Genomic DNA, 14,394 nt, shown 5'->3' on the forward strand with positions numbered 1-14,394 from the left:
CTGTGACTGCTTTTCACCTTTGGGCAGCCGGTCACCGGCTTCCGACTTTTACATATTGTTAATGACAGGAGCACGATTTATGCCAAATCAGGAAATCACCTCCGCCACGGCGTCCTCAGAACAGAGCGCCGGGATCATCAAACCTTATTACAGCCCGCGGCTGTGTAACGATGATTTAGCGCCCACTCGTGACCAAAACTGGAGCTGGTACAACATTTTTTCTTTCTGGATGTCGGATGTGCACAGTATGGGCGGCTATGTGGTGGCGGCGAGTTTCTTCACGCTCGGCCTGACCAGCTGGCAGGTTTTGCTGTGTTTGCTGTGCGGGATTTGTATTGTGCAGATTTGCGCGAACCTGGTGGCGAAACCTAGCCAGCAGGCGGGCGTGCCTTATGCGGTGATTTGCCGTCAGGCATTTGGCGTGTTTGGCGCTAACATTCCGGCGGTGATCCGCGGGCTGATCGCGTTTGCGTGGTATGGCATTCAGACGTATCTGGCGGCCAGCGCATTAATGTTGGTATTGCTGAAATTCTTCCCGTCCCTGACGCCACTGACCGTGCCGCACTGGCTGGGTTTATCTGCGCTGGGATGGATTTGCTTCGGCATTATGTGGGTGTTGCAGGCGATGGTGTTCTGGCACGGCATGAGCGCAATTAAGCGTTTTATCGACGTGGCGGGTCCGGCAGTGTATGTCGTGATGCTGATGCTGGCAGGATGGATTTTGTATAAAACCGGGCTGAGCAATATCTCTTTCACGCTGTCGACAAAAACGCTGACCGTCGGCCAGCAAGGCTGGGAAATGCTGACCGCGACGGCGCTGGTCGTCTCTTACTTCTCCGGCCCGCTGCTGAACTTCGGTGACTTTTCACGTTACGGCAAAAGCATGGGTGAAATCCGTCGGGGAAACCGCTGGGGTCTGCCGTTTAACTTCCTGCTGTTCTCAATTGTGACCGTGGTGATTGTATCCGGTACACAATCCCTGTTTGGCCAGATGATTACTGACCCGATTGAAACAGTCAGCCGCGTGGGTAACAGCGTCGCGGTCGCGCTCGGTTTACTGACCATGATCATCGCGACGATTGGTATCAATATTGTGGCGAACTTCGTGTCACCGGCGTTCGACTTCTCCAACTGTTCACCACAGAAAATTAGTTTCCGCACCGGCGGGATGATTGCCGCCGTCGGCTCTGTTTTACTGACACCGTGGAACCTGTTCCAGTCACCGGAGCTGATCCACTACACGCTCGACGTTCTCGGGGCATTTATCGGGCCACTGTTCGGCATTTTGCTGGCGGATTATTACCTCATCAAACGCGGTCATATGGATGTCGATGCGCTGTTTAACGCCTCGCCTTCCGGCCGTTACTGGTACCGCAACGGGTTTAACCCGAAAGCCATTGGCGCGCTGGTGCCTGCGGTGCTGATTGGCCTGGTTATCAGCTTTACGCCAAGCCTGCATCAGGTGGCGAATTTCAGCTGGTTCATCGGGGCATTTCTGGCGGGCGGTTTTTATCGCTATATCGCCCGTCATGACCGCGCGACAGGTAACGCGATGGGCTATATGAAAACAGAAGTGGAATAAATCGTTGTAACAGGGAGGAAAAGAGCCAGGAAGGCAGAAACGACGAAGCCCTGAGTGATTTCTCACTCAGGGCTTCTGAATAGTGGCGGAACGGACGGGGCTCGAACCCGCGACCCCCTGCGTGACAGGCAGGTATTCTAACCAACTGAACTACCGCTCCGCGTTTTGTTCTGGTTAAGAACGAGGCGGATATTAAGGAATGCCCGGCATTACGTCAATGCTTTTCCTGATATTTTCTACCGACTGCACAGTTTTTCCACACACCGGATATTTTCAATACAAATTGCAGAAAATACGCGTCAGGAACGCCATAAACAGCTGCCGCCCTTTTTCACCACTAAATCTAAACGTTCTTCATGCCACGCAAGCTCCTGCTCTGAAGCCGTAATAACTTTCAGCCCGGACGCCGGACGCGCCACACGCTGGATCCCCAACCCGTCAGCCCCGGTATTTTGCTCACCTTCGTGAGTGAATTTGATACTGGTCTGCCCGCCGGTCATCATCAGATAAACTTCTGAAAGAATTTCGGAGTCAAGCAATGCGCCGTGCAGCGTTCGTTTGCTGTTGTCGATCAGGTAGCGATCGCTCAGCGCATCGAGGTTGTTACGCTTGCCGGGAAACAACTTACGCGCCATCGCCAGGCTGTCGGTGATTTTGCAAAAGGTTTCGGTTTTCGGCAGATTACGGCCGAGCATGTCGAACTCGTAATCCATAAAGCCGATGTCGAACGTTGCGTTATGAATGACTAATTCTGCACCACGAATGTATTCGATAAAATCGTCGGCGATGTCGGCAAACACCGGTTTGTCAGCCAGGAACTCGTCGCTGATCCCGTGAACGCCAAAAGCTTCAGGATCGACCAGACGATCGGGTTTGAGATAAACGTGGAAGTTGCGCCCGGTCAGGCGACGGTTAATCACCTCAACCGCCCCGATCTCAATAATCCGGTGCCCTTCATAGTGAACGCCGAGCTTATTCATACCGGTGGTTTCGGTATCGAGAACGACGATCCTGTTAGATGTGTTTTGTAAATCCATGGTTTTTTACCCAACCCTGCCGATCATTTTTGAAACGAAACCCGGACGATAGAGACATCGTGAATGCGTCACAGAGTACCATCAGATGGAGGCTTACGTCATTTCGCCGGAGAAGTTGATAAGCCCGCAGCACAGCGCCACGGGCATTTTATCTTACGCGGGGATTTGCTGAGTGATACAGTGAATGTTGCCACCGCCCAGCAGGATTTCGCGTGCAGGAACGCCGGTCACTTTGAAATCGGGATACATTTCAGCGAATACCGCTTCGGCCTGTTTATCCGTTTGCGGGTCCAGCAGCGGAAAGATGATGTGCTGGTTGCTGATGAGATAGTTGACGTAAGACGCCGCCAGGCGGTTACCTTCGTGGCGTTCAATCGCCGTTCCCGGCAACACGTCAATAGTCTCTTCCGCGCTGGCAAACAGCGTCGGCGGCGACGGCATTTTCCAGACTTTCAGGCTGCGCCCCTGCGCATCTTTCGTCGATTCCAGCACTTTCAGAGCGGCAGCAGAACGTGCGTACTGCGGGTCGTTCTGATCGTCAGTCCAGTGCAGGGCAACTTCACCCGGACGAACAAAGCAGCACATGTTATCAATATGGCCGTCGGTTTCGTCGTTGAACACGCCTTCTTCGAGCCAGATGATTTTCTTAACACCCAGATATTCCTGCAATTTCGCTTCAATTTCTGACTTCGAAAGATCCGGATTACGGTTGGGATTAAGCAGGCATTCCGCCGTGGTCAGCAGCGTACCTTCGCCATCAACATGGATTGAACCGCCCTCAAGCACCAGGCTTGTGGAAAGGTAAGGAATGTGATGATAGTTCGCCACCTGACGGGCTACGAGCTGGTCGCGATCCCAGCGGGAATACAGGCCGCCATTAAGACCGCCCCACGCATTAAACGTCCAGTCGATCGCCAGACGCTCGCCTTTTGCATTGACCACAATGGTCGGCCCGGTATCGCGCATCCAGGCGTCATCACTTTCCATTTCCACCAGCGTAATCTGCGAAGGCATCAGGCCGCGAGCCTTCTCCATTTCCGCAACAGGGACAGCCATAATGACTGGCGTTGTGCTGGAAATGGCCGCCGCAACAGCAGAAAAGGCCTGTTGCGCAGGGCGTCCGTTTGAACGCCAGTTGTCCTGACGGTAAGGCCAGATCATCCAGACAGCCTGCTGCGCCGCCCATTCGGCTGGCATCACAAAACCTTCACGCTGCGGTGATTCAGGAATAGAGGACATCAGTTATTTCCTCGTTGAACCGTCAGAGGTCGCAATTGCGCCATACATTTCCGGACGACGGTCGCGGAACAGGCCCCATGACGCGCGCTGCGCGGCAATCGCATCCAGATCAAAAGTATGAACCAGCACGGTTTCTTCTGTTTTACCGGCCTGAGCAACCAGTTCGCCAGTCTGATCCGCAATGAATGAAGAACCGTAGAAGGTCATTTCATAATCGGGGATGAATTTACTCTTTTCCGTACCGATGCGGTTCGACGCAATCACCGGCACCAGGTTTGCCGCGGCGTGGCCTTGCTGAACGCGGGTCCAGTGCGGCTGGCTGTCGATTTCCGGATACGCTGGCTCTGAACCAATCGCCGTCGGATAGAAGATGATTTCCGCGCCCTGCAAGGCCAGGCAACGTGCGGTTTCCGGGAACCACTGATCCCAACAAATCCCTACGCCGATTTTCGCGTAGCGGGTATTCCAGACTTTGAAACCGGTATCGCCAGGAATGAAGAATTGTTTTTCCTGATAGGCAGGGCCATTCGGAATGTGCGTTTTGCGGTAAACATCCAGCACGCTGCCGTCAGCATCAATCATGACCAGCGAGTTGTAATAAGCGTTGTTGCACTTCTCGAAGAAGCTCAGCGGCAGCACCACTTCCAGTTCTTTGGCGAGTGCTGAGAAATGACGGATGAGCGGACTGTTAGTCAGCTCCTGCGCCAGGCCGTAGTGTTCCGGGCTCTGATCGATACAGAAGTACGGTGCGGCAAAAAGTTCCTGAATCAGAATGACTTGCGCGCCCTTGGAATGTGCCTCGCGAACCAGTTTTTCGGCATTAACAATATTCTTTTCCAAATCCCAGCTGCAGCTCATTTGTGTTGCAGAAACCGTTACATTTCTCATCAGACATCCTTAAAGCATTGAAAAATTTGCAGTGAAAAAACCATGAAAGACGGAACTCACTCAGAGTTTTGAACTGCCACTCTGCCTTTTCCTATTATATTGCAAAAGACAGCGCTCTCCAGCCTAAAGAGTGATGAATGCCCAGATATCCTACGGCAAAAGCCTCTGTTCGCCCCTCTTTCAGACAGTTGCACCCCAAGATATTACTGTGCCCGGCAGGACGGTTTATGTCAGACTTGGTTTTTATATTTGATGAAAGAGCCTGCCAGAGATGACCAAACAGGTAGAAATTTTCACCGACGGCTCCTGCCTCGGCAATCCCGGCCCCGGCGGTTTCGGTGCAATTTTACGCTATAAGCAGCACGAAAAAGAGTTCAGTGCGGGATTCCACCTGACCACGAATAACCGCATGGAAATGATGGCGGCCATTGTTGCGCTCGAAGCCCTTTCCACACCGTGCGAAGTCACGTTAAGCACCGACAGCCAGTATGTGCGCCAGGGAATTACCACCTGGATCCATAACTGGAAAAAACGGGGCTGGAAAACTGCGGATAAAAAGCCGGTGAAAAACGTCGATTTATGGAAGCGTCTTGATGCCGCAATTCAGACTCACCAGCTGAACTGGATGTGGGTAAAAGGTCACGCCGGTCATCCTGAGAACGAACGCTGCGACGTGCTGGCAAAAGAGGCGGCGGGCAATCCGACGCTGGAAGATGTGGGTTATCAGGCTGAGAATTGATTTTCTGCGACTTCCCTCCCGCCGGGGAAGTCGCCTTTTGCCCCGGACAACCTTCATCTGTCAGTTCGCGTGCAATAAAAAAGTGGCTCATTGTTATGAAAGAACAGATAGCTGAATCTGTTTACTTTTACCAGCCTCACGCTAATTCCACGTCCACCATAACTAAAGAAGTCAGGCAAATGAGGTATGAGTAAATCCAACTGCTCCGGCTCTGGGCTATTATCAACGGACATCAATACTAAGCTATCACCCTGTCTCGAATATTTAAAATCAAAGGCTTTATTGACGGTGAGCTCAGATTTATCTTTTTCCTGTATGACGCCGATGGCGTGATATCTACCTAAACCTCTCGAAAAAGAGTAATTCATAATGACATTATAACGACCTTGATGCGTAATGATTTCCAACTCGCTTTCACAAGAAAAGTAATTATTTTTACAGTAAAGATAGTATAGCGACAACGCCAATATAGAAAGCCCAGAGATGACAGCCCACAAAACGGTATGATATCTATTTTTCATTCAGCACACCGCTGAACAATAATGACTTGCATTGCGCATCATTTTCAGTGATTGCTTTATCGCAAATGATAACTGAAGAAACCTCATACATTCTGTTGACTGTCATATAGGCTATACTCCCAGGCTGACATTGAATCGGACGGTGACTGAGCAGCATCGAAAACAATTCTATACTTTTTTTATCTCCAGGATAGGATGAGTAAAGTTCACAACCACTTACTTTGCCTGCGGAACTATATCCGGCATAATATGCACGACCTGTAGGATATTTTTGATAGTATAAATTAAACATAGCGACAGAGACAAAAACAACGATTATAAAACCCAGTAAAAACATTTTATTTACACCTGCAAAAACAAAAAAACGCGGCTGATGAACGTTATTTCCTCCCTTAACGCTTGCCTTCATTCCATTTTCAGTGATGCCTTCCGTTTCAATTTCACTCACTTCTGATGGGATTATAGCTGTCTCGCAGTCTGACTCTTTAATCGACACAGAGATTCTGAATCCTATTTTTGGCAGCGTTGTGACGACATCCTCAGCTATACCCGCCAATTTTAAGCCTTTCCTCACAGAGCCAATATTTTGGTATAGCGTATTAACAGTAACAAAAGCACCATTTTTCTCCCAAACATGTTCGAACAAAAATTTTTGGCTGACCACTTGGTTATTATGCAAAAGGAGCTGGCGCAAGCATTCACTGGCCGGTGTATGCAAGATAATTTTTTGTACCGGCTTCGCATGGATTGAGGTAAGGCTGTTTTTTTCCGGTTCAAAACGCACGGCATCATTGAGTATGAATTCTTTCTTCATTTCTTCCACTCCCCGCAGAGCCGTCTCGGGCCCGGTCAGGAACCCATCTTCTAAAGTTAAAAGTATAGATGATTAAATTCTATTTATTTTTCAATCAACAAATTAGCGCACCTTCTGAGGAAAACGCGGACTCAAAAAATTGCAGTTCCACTTCGTGAAAGTTCTGATTCAGCATGCTTCACACAAGATCACTACTCCTTTTCAGCCACCGGGATTAATCTCACTCCTCAAAAAAAAGCACCTCGTAAAAAAGAGTCTGATGAACTGATAGACGATTTTTGAAGAATTTTCTGAAGGTTTTTACTTTTATTACTTTCGGATATTTCAATAAAAACAGTCGACTGGCCTGACTTGCAGATTAATATCCTGAAATTTTTATTAATTAAACTTTTTATATTGCACTTAAGACACATCGCCACCTCAGACAAAAAGAGAGGAAATTCATTAAAAGAACGGAAAAAATCGCATTCAAAGGTAAATATAAAGAATATAAATCTGAAAAACTCACCACTGATAGACGGCAGGTACCGTTTGTCGATGTATTGAAAGTATTCGCCACACCAATATAATCCACACAAATCACTGTGGTTTTTATAATTTTGAGCGCGACCCCATATTCAAAAATTCTACTGTGAGCACCAGAAACATGAATTATCAGCTATGTGGATTCCTTATTGGTCAGGAAATTCAGCTAGATTTCAAGAAAAAACGTTTATACCGTCTGCCATCTGAAAAACTGGACAATGGTGTTATTTTTGCAATGGTCGAACTCAATGAAACAACACTTCATTTTTTTCATTATCTGTTGCTACATGCTCATCATAAAAAAATTTCTAAGGATGAAATTTTGAAAACACTGTGGGAAGAAAAAAATTTAGCACCATCTACTCAGCGATTGTGGAAGATATTGAAGGATCTGAACAGAAAATTATGTTTGTTAGGTTTACCTGAAAACTTCATACAAAACATTAGAGGAAGTGGTTATGTTATTACATACTGCGAAATCACACCTCTTTATTTAAGAACTCGAGAAATCCTGGTAAATGCCGGTGATAAATACTGGGATACAGAAGATGAGACCTTTATTTTTAACACTTAAAAATAAAGCTCATAGTTCAATTAACCCACACATCCCTACACACTGGCATAAAAACAATACGCATTTAACTCTCTATTACGGGCACCTAAATGAAAAAAAATATTTCTGACTATTTTTCTAATTTAAAAATCAGCAAAAAACTCTTTTTGGGTTTTTCTCTTATGCTATTAATTGTCATTATAACACTGATATTGACAATCATTAGCTTCAGAGAGATTGAGTACAGATCCCAAAAAACATCAGTCGCCATTCAGTTAAAGACAGCTCTTGAAGAAGCCAGCGTGAGCCAGGTTAATTACAAATACACACATAAAATGGATTATTTTAATCAAAACAATGAAGCCATTCACAACCTTTCAACAATCGTGAGCCGGCTAAAAGAATATAGCTGGTCGCCAGAAGGTTTAAGACGGCTAAAAATTACTGATGAAGCTGTAAAAAGGTACCTAACTGATTCGGGACCATTCCTCGATACTTTAGAACAGAAGACTCAGATATTAAAAAATATGAACTCCAAAGGAATATATGAAAAGTCGGTTAAAGCTGACTCGTTAGGTCGTGAGCCCTCTCTGAGCCCAGATATAGCGGTTAAAGCCACTCAGTTTGCCTTTGTATTGAATGATATTGACTCAATGATGAGCGACTACAGAGATAACCCGACGGTCAAGGCACAACAGGATATACAGGAGCGCATCAAAAACGGCGTGGATATTGCGCAAAAACTGTCGCCATTGATCCCGATAGAACAGCAATCGTGGGTAAAACAAAGCATTCAGGATATGCAGGATTTAGCTGTGCAACTGCCACACTATGACACTCTGTGGAAACAGCAGGATTTCGCATCAATACGATTAAATACCCGGGCGACTGAGGTCTCTGATGCAATAACCAATATCTATGCATTTCAAAAGGAACAGGCAGCAAAAACCATTGCGACAGCTGAAACCATTATTGTCCTCGTGTCGCTGATAGGCATTTTCTGTGGAGTGTTGCTCGCTTATCTGATCACGCTTTCCATCACACGGCCACTGAATGAAACACTTTCTGTCGCACAAAAAATTGCCAGGGGCGACTTGACCAGTACGTTAACAAGTCAGCGCCACGATGAGCCAGGCTTGCTGATGCAGGCCGTATCGACCATGAATCAAAATCTAAAAGACATTATTCAAAATGTACAAGCTGGTGTTGAAAGCGTGGCTCGTTCATCTTCAGAAATCGCGGCGGGGAACGTTGACCTCTCATCCCGTACAGAACAGCAGTCTGCAGCGGTTGTAGAAACTGCCGCCAGTATGGAAGAGCTGACATCCACCGTGGAGCAAAACGCTGCAAACGCTAACTATGCAAGACAGCTTTCAGAGCAGGCCACGTTGAAAGCCACTCAGGGTAGCGAGATTTCTCAGCAAGTTATTGAAACAATGGAGAACGTTCGCCGCAGCTCTCATCGAATATCTGAGATTATCTCTGTCATCAACGGCATTGCTTTTCAAACCAACATCCTAGCACTTAATGCCGCCGTGGAGGCCGCACACGCAGGAGAACAGGGCAAAGGTTTTGCCGTTGTCGCCGTCGAAGTCCGCAATCTGGCGCAGCGTAGCTCTCAGTCTTCAAAGGAGATTGAAGCCCTCATAAAAGAATCTGCAGCGTATGTTGACAGCGGATGCAGCCTTGTGGAAAACGCAGGGGTTGCAATGGATGAAATTGTCACTTCAGTCAGTCAGGTGCGCGACATCATGGGCGAAATTGCTATCGCAACCGATGAGCAAAGTCGCGGGATTTCTCAGATAGCCCAGGCAATGACCGAGATGGATACCACAACCCAACAGAACGCCGCACTGGTAGTACAGTCATCTGATGCCGCCAGTTCGTTAGAGGAGCAAGCTGTCCAACTCGAAAAAATAGTTTCGGTATTTAAAATCAGCGAAAACGAAAGGCTCAAAAAACCCGTGGTCAGTTATAAGCTACATGTACGGTCAAAGGCAGTGAAAGCTCCTGCAAAGTCTGCCGAAGAAGGCTGGACCACTTTCTGAATTGGGCTATTACTTGATCGTAGCTATACCGTGAACTGAGGTCATTTTGTTGGGAGTGCCTTCGGCGGTATTTCCAACACTTCCGTATAGGCATAGAAAAATTTTTTTCAGGTAGACCATGATGATTGAAAATTCCGTTTCTGTTTCTGCGCAGGCATTACTGAGGGCGTTCCTCACACGTAAAATTAATGTATGGCAGTCCGTTTACAGCCCTTCAAAAGGGTCTGAACTGAACTGGCGCATTCTCAGTGCCAACCTGTATCACAAAATTTTGGAACCGATGTGGTGGTGCTGCCGTGGGCCGAAACCGGTCGCGAACATAGAGAAAGACTCGTTATATTGGTTATGTCTGTTAGTTCAGGATCCGACACCCTCTGCGGAGGCTCTCTGGATCTCTTCTACAAAGTTCAGGTACCAAAAACAAACAGGCTCCTCACTTTACCCGGAAATCGATAAATTCCTGATAGTGTGTTTTATGGACTTTGTTTCGATCAATAAAATGTACGACGCCCGGGGATACGAGAACTGGAGTGAGTAAACGCACCAGATTAGTCCTGATGCTCTTCCCGATAGCTTTTTGTCGCCCCGACAGCCTGCTGTATTTTCTGTTTCTGCGCGTGAACTTTTTTCGCCGTTGGCGTCAGCGGGAACGTGCGTTTGCGCGCGATAATTAACGTCATACAGCCCAGCGCGGGCAGATGCGTACTCAGCAATTTGCCGCCATTCTTTTTCCACGGCAGCACATGAAAACGCCGGTGAACCATCACTTCGTAATTGAGCAACGATAGCCAGTCGAGCAGTCGCATCTGTGTAAACAGACGGCTGCTGTAGGGCTGACGCTTGCGAAAGAACGGCATCAGTTTCCCGATACCTAACAGACTCAGTGGATTAAAGCTGCTCAGCACCATCCAGCCATCATCAATCAGCACGCGATCGACTTCACGCAGTATGCGATGCGGGTCATCGGCATATGCCAGCGTATGGCTCAGCAGACACGCATCGACCGATTTCGCGGAGAACGGTAAATAGTAGGGATCGCCCCTGACATGCAGCCCTTCGCCTTCCGGCGCGAAATTGACCTGATGCGAGATAGGACAGGCTTCAGCGTTGATTTCGGCACTTAATGCGCCGATTTTCAGCAGGTGAAAACCGTAAAGTTTTCCCCACCAGGGTTGCAGTTGTTGCTCAAGCGCGGCACGGTAATAGTCGCCGCAGGGGATATCTTCCCAGGATGCCGGTGCAACAATGGTCTTACGGGCGCGGGCTGGTCGCATATTTTATTATCTTCTTTCAAGCAGTTGCCAAAGAGAGGTTGCCATGAATCTTATCAGTATTCCTGCCCTGCAGGACAATTACATTTGGGTGCTCGATGACCAGAAAGGCCATTGCCTGATTGTGGACCCCGGTGAAGCGGCGCCTGTTTTAGCCGCACTGAAAACGGCGAATTTAACGCCAGCAGCCATCCTTCTGACGCATCATCATCACGACCATGTGGGCGGCGTAAACGAAATTTCCGACCATTTTCCGGGTCTGAAAGTGTACGGACCTCACGAAACTGAGAACAAATTTAGTCAGATTAGTCTTAAAAACGACGATAAATTGGTAATTGGCGGTCTGGAATGGCAGATCTTTGCTACGCCCGGTCACACACTTGGTCATATTTCATACTATAGCGCGCCTTATCTTTTCTGCGGAGACACGATGTTTTCCGCCGGATGTGGCCGTCTGTTCGAAGGAACGCCGGAGCAAATGTACCAGTCGTTTCAACGGTTAGCGGCGCTCCCTGACGAAACATTAGTCTGTGCGGCGCACGAGTACACTCTCTCAAATCTTAAGTTTGCACGCTCCATTTTACCGGAGGATCATGATATTCATTCTCATGAGCACAAAGTGCAACAAATGCGTGAAAAGGGACAATCTTCCCTGCCTTCCACCCTCGGTATTGAGCGTAAAATTAATGTCTTTTTACGCTGTGATGATATTGATTTACAAAACAAATTAAACCTTAACGATCCCTTAAAGACAGGCTCACAGGTTTTCGCCCATTTAAGGGCACTCAAGGACACCTTCTAGACCCAAAGGTTGTGTTTTTTATCTAAGCAAAGTATTATCGCTCGTCTTTTAAGCAACTATGACACACACATGAAGGCAAACGCGATCCTAATAATCGCCTCCATGTTGCTCACAGGTTGCCAGGCGTCCAGGCAGGGCGTGAAGGTACCCGAGCAACATGCACAGAGTTTGTCTTCGGCAAGTCAAAGTGAAGCAGGACAGTACACAGATGATGGCCGAGCGGCCTCTGGGGGATGGTTGGATGGAAACGACGCCGTCTCCCAACAAAATCTGTGGAACTTCATAGGCGACGAGCTGAAGATGAAGGTTCCGGATAACCCCCGGATCCGCGAGCAAAGAGTTAAATATTTAAAAAATAAGAGCTATCTCCACGATGTAACATTACGGGCAGAGCCGTACATGTACTGGATCACCGAGCAGATTAAGAAACGTAATATGCCGATGGAACTGGTACTGCTACCCATAGTGGAGAGCGCTTTTGACCCAAAAGCAACCTCATCAGCTAACGCTGCTGGGTTGTGGCAGATCGTGCCACAGACGGGTCGCAACTATGGTTTGAAACAAAACCAGTGGTATGACGGACGCCGCGATGTTGTGGCTTCGACGACCGCTGCGCTTGATATGATGCAACGCCTGAACAAAATGTTTGGTGGTGACTGGTTACTGACCATTGCCGCGTATAACAGTGGTGAAGGCCGCGTGATGCAAGCGGTGAAAGCCAATAAAGCCAAAGGTCGATCGACTGACTTCTGGGCGCTGGCGCTTCCTCGTGAAACGTCAATTTACGTGCCTAAGATGTTAGCGCTGAGCGATATTTTAAAGCACAGCAAAAAATACGGTATCAGCCTGCCGCAACCGAGTGAAGACCGTGCCCTGGCGCGTGTAGAAGTCGGTCAGCAGATGCAGTTGACCCAGGCCGCTGAAATGGCTGGGATGTCCCTGACGAAGCTGAAATCGTTTAACACTGGCTACAAGAAGAATGTGACGGCACCGAATGGCCCGCATTACATTGTTCTGCCGAAGGCGCATGCCGACCAGTTGAAAGATTCTCTGGCTGATGGCGATATTGCCGCAGTGCAGGAAACGAAACTGGCCAGCAACACTCCGTCAGGTGCAAAAGCGTACAAGGTTCGCTCCGGCGACAGCTTGTCCAGCATTGCAGCCCGGCTGAATGTGAAAACCCGTGATTTACAGCGTTGGAACAATTTGCGCTCAGCAGGCGCGTTAAAAGTTGGGCAAACACTGCAAGTGGCGGATAACAGCGTCAGCAGCACCAGCATAAACGGTGGCGGCATCACTTATCAGGTACGTAAAGGCGATTCGTTGTCGAGCATTGCCAAGCGTCACGGTGTGAACATCAAAGATGTGATGCGCTGGAATGCAAATGCCGATAATCTGCAACCGGGCAACAAGTTAACGTTGTTCGTCAGCAATAAGATGAGCCCGGATACCTAAAAAGTACCGACCATAAAAAAGCACCCTGAACATTCCGGGTGCTTTTTTTATGCCTGCATTTTTTGACTGATGAAATAAGCGCTAATGTGTCAGAGGCTTACTGGCAAACTATTTACTCGCAACTTATTTACTGGCAAGAAACTCCACCCGTAACGGGTTATGGTCAGACGCGCGGGTTTCCATGACGGACGCGCTGGTCACGCTAAGGTCGCGGTAGAAGATAAAGTCCAGCGGCCTGCCGAATGCCCGTTTGCGGTAATCGGATGGGAAACGCACTTCCTCCAGATGAATATTCCCCGCAAAGCCAAACAGCGCATTGATGCGTTGTTTGCTCCAGGCGTTGAAATCCCCCGCCATAATCACCGGCCCTTTATGGTTGGCAATTTGCTCACCAATCGGGTCAAGCTGCTTACTGTAGACGTCAATACCGATACTGAAATTCACCGCGTGAATGTTCACAACCATCAGCAACCGACCATCAATCAGCGGATAAACCGTCACCAGCGCCGATTTTGCCAGCCTCAGAAGCGGCTCACGCTCACGCAGCGGGCAACAATAAACCGGATGCGCCGCTGACAGCGTCATCACGCCAGAGGGGTGCTGAGGCAGCATAAATGCTGGCACCTGATCGGCCGCCAGAAAGTTGGATGTGGCAAAATGGATCAGTTCCGGCGTCGTTTGCGCTTCCTGAAGTAACACCAGTTGTGCGTCTTTGCCGTAATCCCGCAGGACTGACAACCAGTCAGCCCGCTGCTGTTTGAAGATATTCCACACCATGACGCGTAAAATATTTGAGTTGGGTAGCGCGGCTCCCGGCGGCAAATCCGGTCCAAGATGTGCAAGGACTCCAGGGAAGATTTGCTCTGCGGGCTGACCTGCGACATACCTCATTGCATATGTTTTTTTCCGCACGCTTATCG

14 protein-coding genes and 1 tRNA gene are annotated in these 14,394 nt (G+C 48.4%); 7 read left to right on the plus strand and 8 right to left on the minus strand.

The window, feature by feature from the left end:
- Positions 1-79: 79 nt before the first annotated feature.
- The gene (locus tag ACLBVC_RS22320) at positions 80-1,582 is read left to right on the plus strand and encodes an NCS1 family nucleobase:cation symporter-1 (RefSeq protein WP_410151452.1); all 1,503 of its coding nucleotides are present in this window, start codon (positions 80-82) and stop codon (positions 1,580-1,582) included.
- Positions 1,583-1,665: 83 nt separating this feature from the next.
- On the opposite strand, the gene ACLBVC_RS22325 is transcribed toward ACLBVC_RS22320, so the two are convergent.
- From ACLBVC_RS22325 to aguB, 4 genes are all read right to left on the minus strand, one after another.
- Positions 1,666-1,742 (minus strand) — tRNA-Asp (locus ACLBVC_RS22325).
- A gap of 139 nt (positions 1,743-1,881) precedes the next feature.
- Positions 1,882-2,619: a DNA polymerase III subunit epsilon gene (gene dnaQ / locus ACLBVC_RS22330; RefSeq protein ID WP_195815389.1), complete on the minus strand. Its 738-nt coding sequence runs from the start codon at positions 2,617-2,619 to the stop codon at positions 1,882-1,884.
- Between the two features lie 153 nt (positions 2,620-2,772).
- Positions 2,773-3,858 (minus strand): agmatine deiminase, encoded by a 1,086-nt coding sequence (gene aguA, locus ACLBVC_RS22335; protein WP_410151453.1) that lies wholly within the window; start codon positions 3,856-3,858, stop codon positions 2,773-2,775.
- A 3-nt stretch (positions 3,859-3,861) separates the two neighbouring features.
- A complete protein-coding gene (gene aguB / locus ACLBVC_RS22340; protein ID WP_152324680.1) occupies positions 3,862-4,746 on the minus strand; it encodes an N-carbamoylputrescine amidase in 885 nt (294 codons plus the stop codon).
- Between the two features lie 271 nt (positions 4,747-5,017).
- Here aguB and rnhA point away from each other — a divergent pair, with 271 nt between their 5' ends.
- On the plus strand, positions 5,018-5,485 hold the full coding sequence (gene rnhA / locus ACLBVC_RS22345; RefSeq protein ID WP_410151454.1) for a ribonuclease HI: 468 nt from the start codon (positions 5,018-5,020) through the stop codon (positions 5,483-5,485).
- 53 nt (positions 5,486-5,538) lie between these two features.
- Here rnhA and ACLBVC_RS22350 read toward each other — a convergent pair whose 3' ends face one another.
- Positions 5,539-6,006, minus strand: coding sequence for a hypothetical protein (locus ACLBVC_RS22350; RefSeq protein WP_410151455.1), 468 nt, complete (start codon positions 6,004-6,006; stop codon positions 5,539-5,541).
- Complete coding sequence (locus ACLBVC_RS22355) at positions 5,996-6,820, minus strand: winged helix-turn-helix domain-containing protein (protein WP_410151456.1); 825 nt, start codon at positions 6,818-6,820, stop codon at positions 5,996-5,998. The genes ACLBVC_RS22350 and ACLBVC_RS22355 overlap by 11 nt, the downstream gene beginning before the upstream one ends.
- Positions 6,821-7,466: 646 nt before the next feature.
- On the opposite strand from ACLBVC_RS22355, the gene ACLBVC_RS22360 reads away from it, so the two are divergent.
- From ACLBVC_RS22360 to ACLBVC_RS22370, 3 genes are all read left to right on the plus strand, one after another.
- Positions 7,467-7,919 (plus strand): winged helix-turn-helix domain-containing protein, encoded by a 453-nt coding sequence (locus ACLBVC_RS22360; RefSeq protein WP_410151457.1) that lies wholly within the window; start codon positions 7,467-7,469, stop codon positions 7,917-7,919.
- A gap of 89 nt (positions 7,920-8,008) precedes the next feature.
- Positions 8,009-9,946, plus strand: a complete 1,938-nt coding sequence (locus tag ACLBVC_RS22365; protein ID WP_410151458.1) for a methyl-accepting chemotaxis protein — start codon at positions 8,009-8,011, stop codon at positions 9,944-9,946.
- A 118-nt stretch (positions 9,947-10,064) separates the two neighbouring features.
- On the plus strand, positions 10,065-10,484 hold the full coding sequence (locus ACLBVC_RS22370; RefSeq protein ID WP_410151459.1) for a hypothetical protein: 420 nt from the start codon (positions 10,065-10,067) through the stop codon (positions 10,482-10,484).
- A gap of 10 nt (positions 10,485-10,494) precedes the next feature.
- On the opposite strand, the gene ACLBVC_RS22375 is transcribed toward ACLBVC_RS22370, so the two are convergent.
- The gene (locus ACLBVC_RS22375) at positions 10,495-11,220 is read right to left on the minus strand and encodes a methyltransferase domain-containing protein (protein ID WP_410151460.1); all 726 of its coding nucleotides are present in this window, start codon (positions 11,218-11,220) and stop codon (positions 10,495-10,497) included.
- A 43-nt stretch (positions 11,221-11,263) separates the two neighbouring features.
- On the opposite strand from ACLBVC_RS22375, the gene gloB reads away from it, so the two are divergent.
- Together gloB and mltD are read left to right on the plus strand one after the other, a co-directional pair.
- Positions 11,264-12,019, plus strand: a complete 756-nt coding sequence (gene gloB, locus ACLBVC_RS22380; protein WP_410151461.1) for a hydroxyacylglutathione hydrolase — start codon at positions 11,264-11,266, stop codon at positions 12,017-12,019.
- Positions 12,020-12,088: 69 nt separating this feature from the next.
- Positions 12,089-13,474 (plus strand): murein transglycosylase D, encoded by a 1,386-nt coding sequence (gene mltD, locus ACLBVC_RS22385; protein WP_410151462.1) that lies wholly within the window; start codon positions 12,089-12,091, stop codon positions 13,472-13,474.
- A 123-nt stretch (positions 13,475-13,597) separates the two neighbouring features.
- On the opposite strand, the gene ACLBVC_RS22390 is transcribed toward mltD, so the two are convergent.
- Positions 13,598-14,386, minus strand: a complete 789-nt coding sequence (locus ACLBVC_RS22390; protein ID WP_410151463.1) for an endonuclease/exonuclease/phosphatase family protein — start codon at positions 14,384-14,386, stop codon at positions 13,598-13,600.
- Positions 14,387-14,394: the final 8 nt, after the last annotated feature.

The organism is Rahnella selenatireducens (assembly GCF_046449555.1).
GTDB lineage: Bacteria > Pseudomonadota > Gammaproteobacteria > Enterobacterales > Enterobacteriaceae > Rahnella > Rahnella selenatireducens.

What these genes read in the sequence shown, in the direction of transcription:
- ACLBVC_RS22320 (WP_410151452.1), top strand. Translation starts at nt 80, where the DNA reads ATGCCAAATCAGGAAATCACCTCCGCCACGGCGTCCTCAGAACAGAGC.
- dnaQ (WP_195815389.1), bottom strand. Translation starts at nt 2,619, where the DNA reads ATGGATTTACAAAACACATCTAACAGGATCGTCGTTCTCGATACCGAA.
- aguA (WP_410151453.1), bottom strand. Translation starts at nt 3,858, where the DNA reads ATGTCCTCTATTCCTGAATCACCGCAGCGTGAAGGTTTTGTGATGCCA.
- aguB (WP_152324680.1), bottom strand. Translation starts at nt 4,746, where the DNA reads ATGAGAAATGTAACGGTTTCTGCAACACAAATGAGCTGCAGCTGGGAT.
- rnhA (WP_410151454.1), top strand. Translation starts at nt 5,018, where the DNA reads ATGACCAAACAGGTAGAAATTTTCACCGACGGCTCCTGCCTCGGCAAT.
- ACLBVC_RS22350 (WP_410151455.1), bottom strand. Translation starts at nt 6,006, where the DNA reads ATGAAAAATAGATATCATACCGTTTTGTGGGCTGTCATCTCTGGGCTT.
- ACLBVC_RS22355 (WP_410151456.1), bottom strand. Translation starts at nt 6,820, where the DNA reads ATGAAGAAAGAATTCATACTCAATGATGCCGTGCGTTTTGAACCGGAA.
- ACLBVC_RS22360 (WP_410151457.1), top strand. Translation starts at nt 7,467, where the DNA reads ATGAATTATCAGCTATGTGGATTCCTTATTGGTCAGGAAATTCAGCTA.
- ACLBVC_RS22365 (WP_410151458.1), top strand. Translation starts at nt 8,009, where the DNA reads ATGAAAAAAAATATTTCTGACTATTTTTCTAATTTAAAAATCAGCAAA.
- ACLBVC_RS22370 (WP_410151459.1), top strand. Translation starts at nt 10,065, where the DNA reads ATGATGATTGAAAATTCCGTTTCTGTTTCTGCGCAGGCATTACTGAGG.
- ACLBVC_RS22375 (WP_410151460.1), bottom strand. Translation starts at nt 11,220, where the DNA reads ATGCGACCAGCCCGCGCCCGTAAGACCATTGTTGCACCGGCATCCTGG.
- gloB (WP_410151461.1), top strand. Translation starts at nt 11,264, where the DNA reads ATGAATCTTATCAGTATTCCTGCCCTGCAGGACAATTACATTTGGGTG.
- mltD (WP_410151462.1), top strand. Translation starts at nt 12,089, where the DNA reads ATGAAGGCAAACGCGATCCTAATAATCGCCTCCATGTTGCTCACAGGT.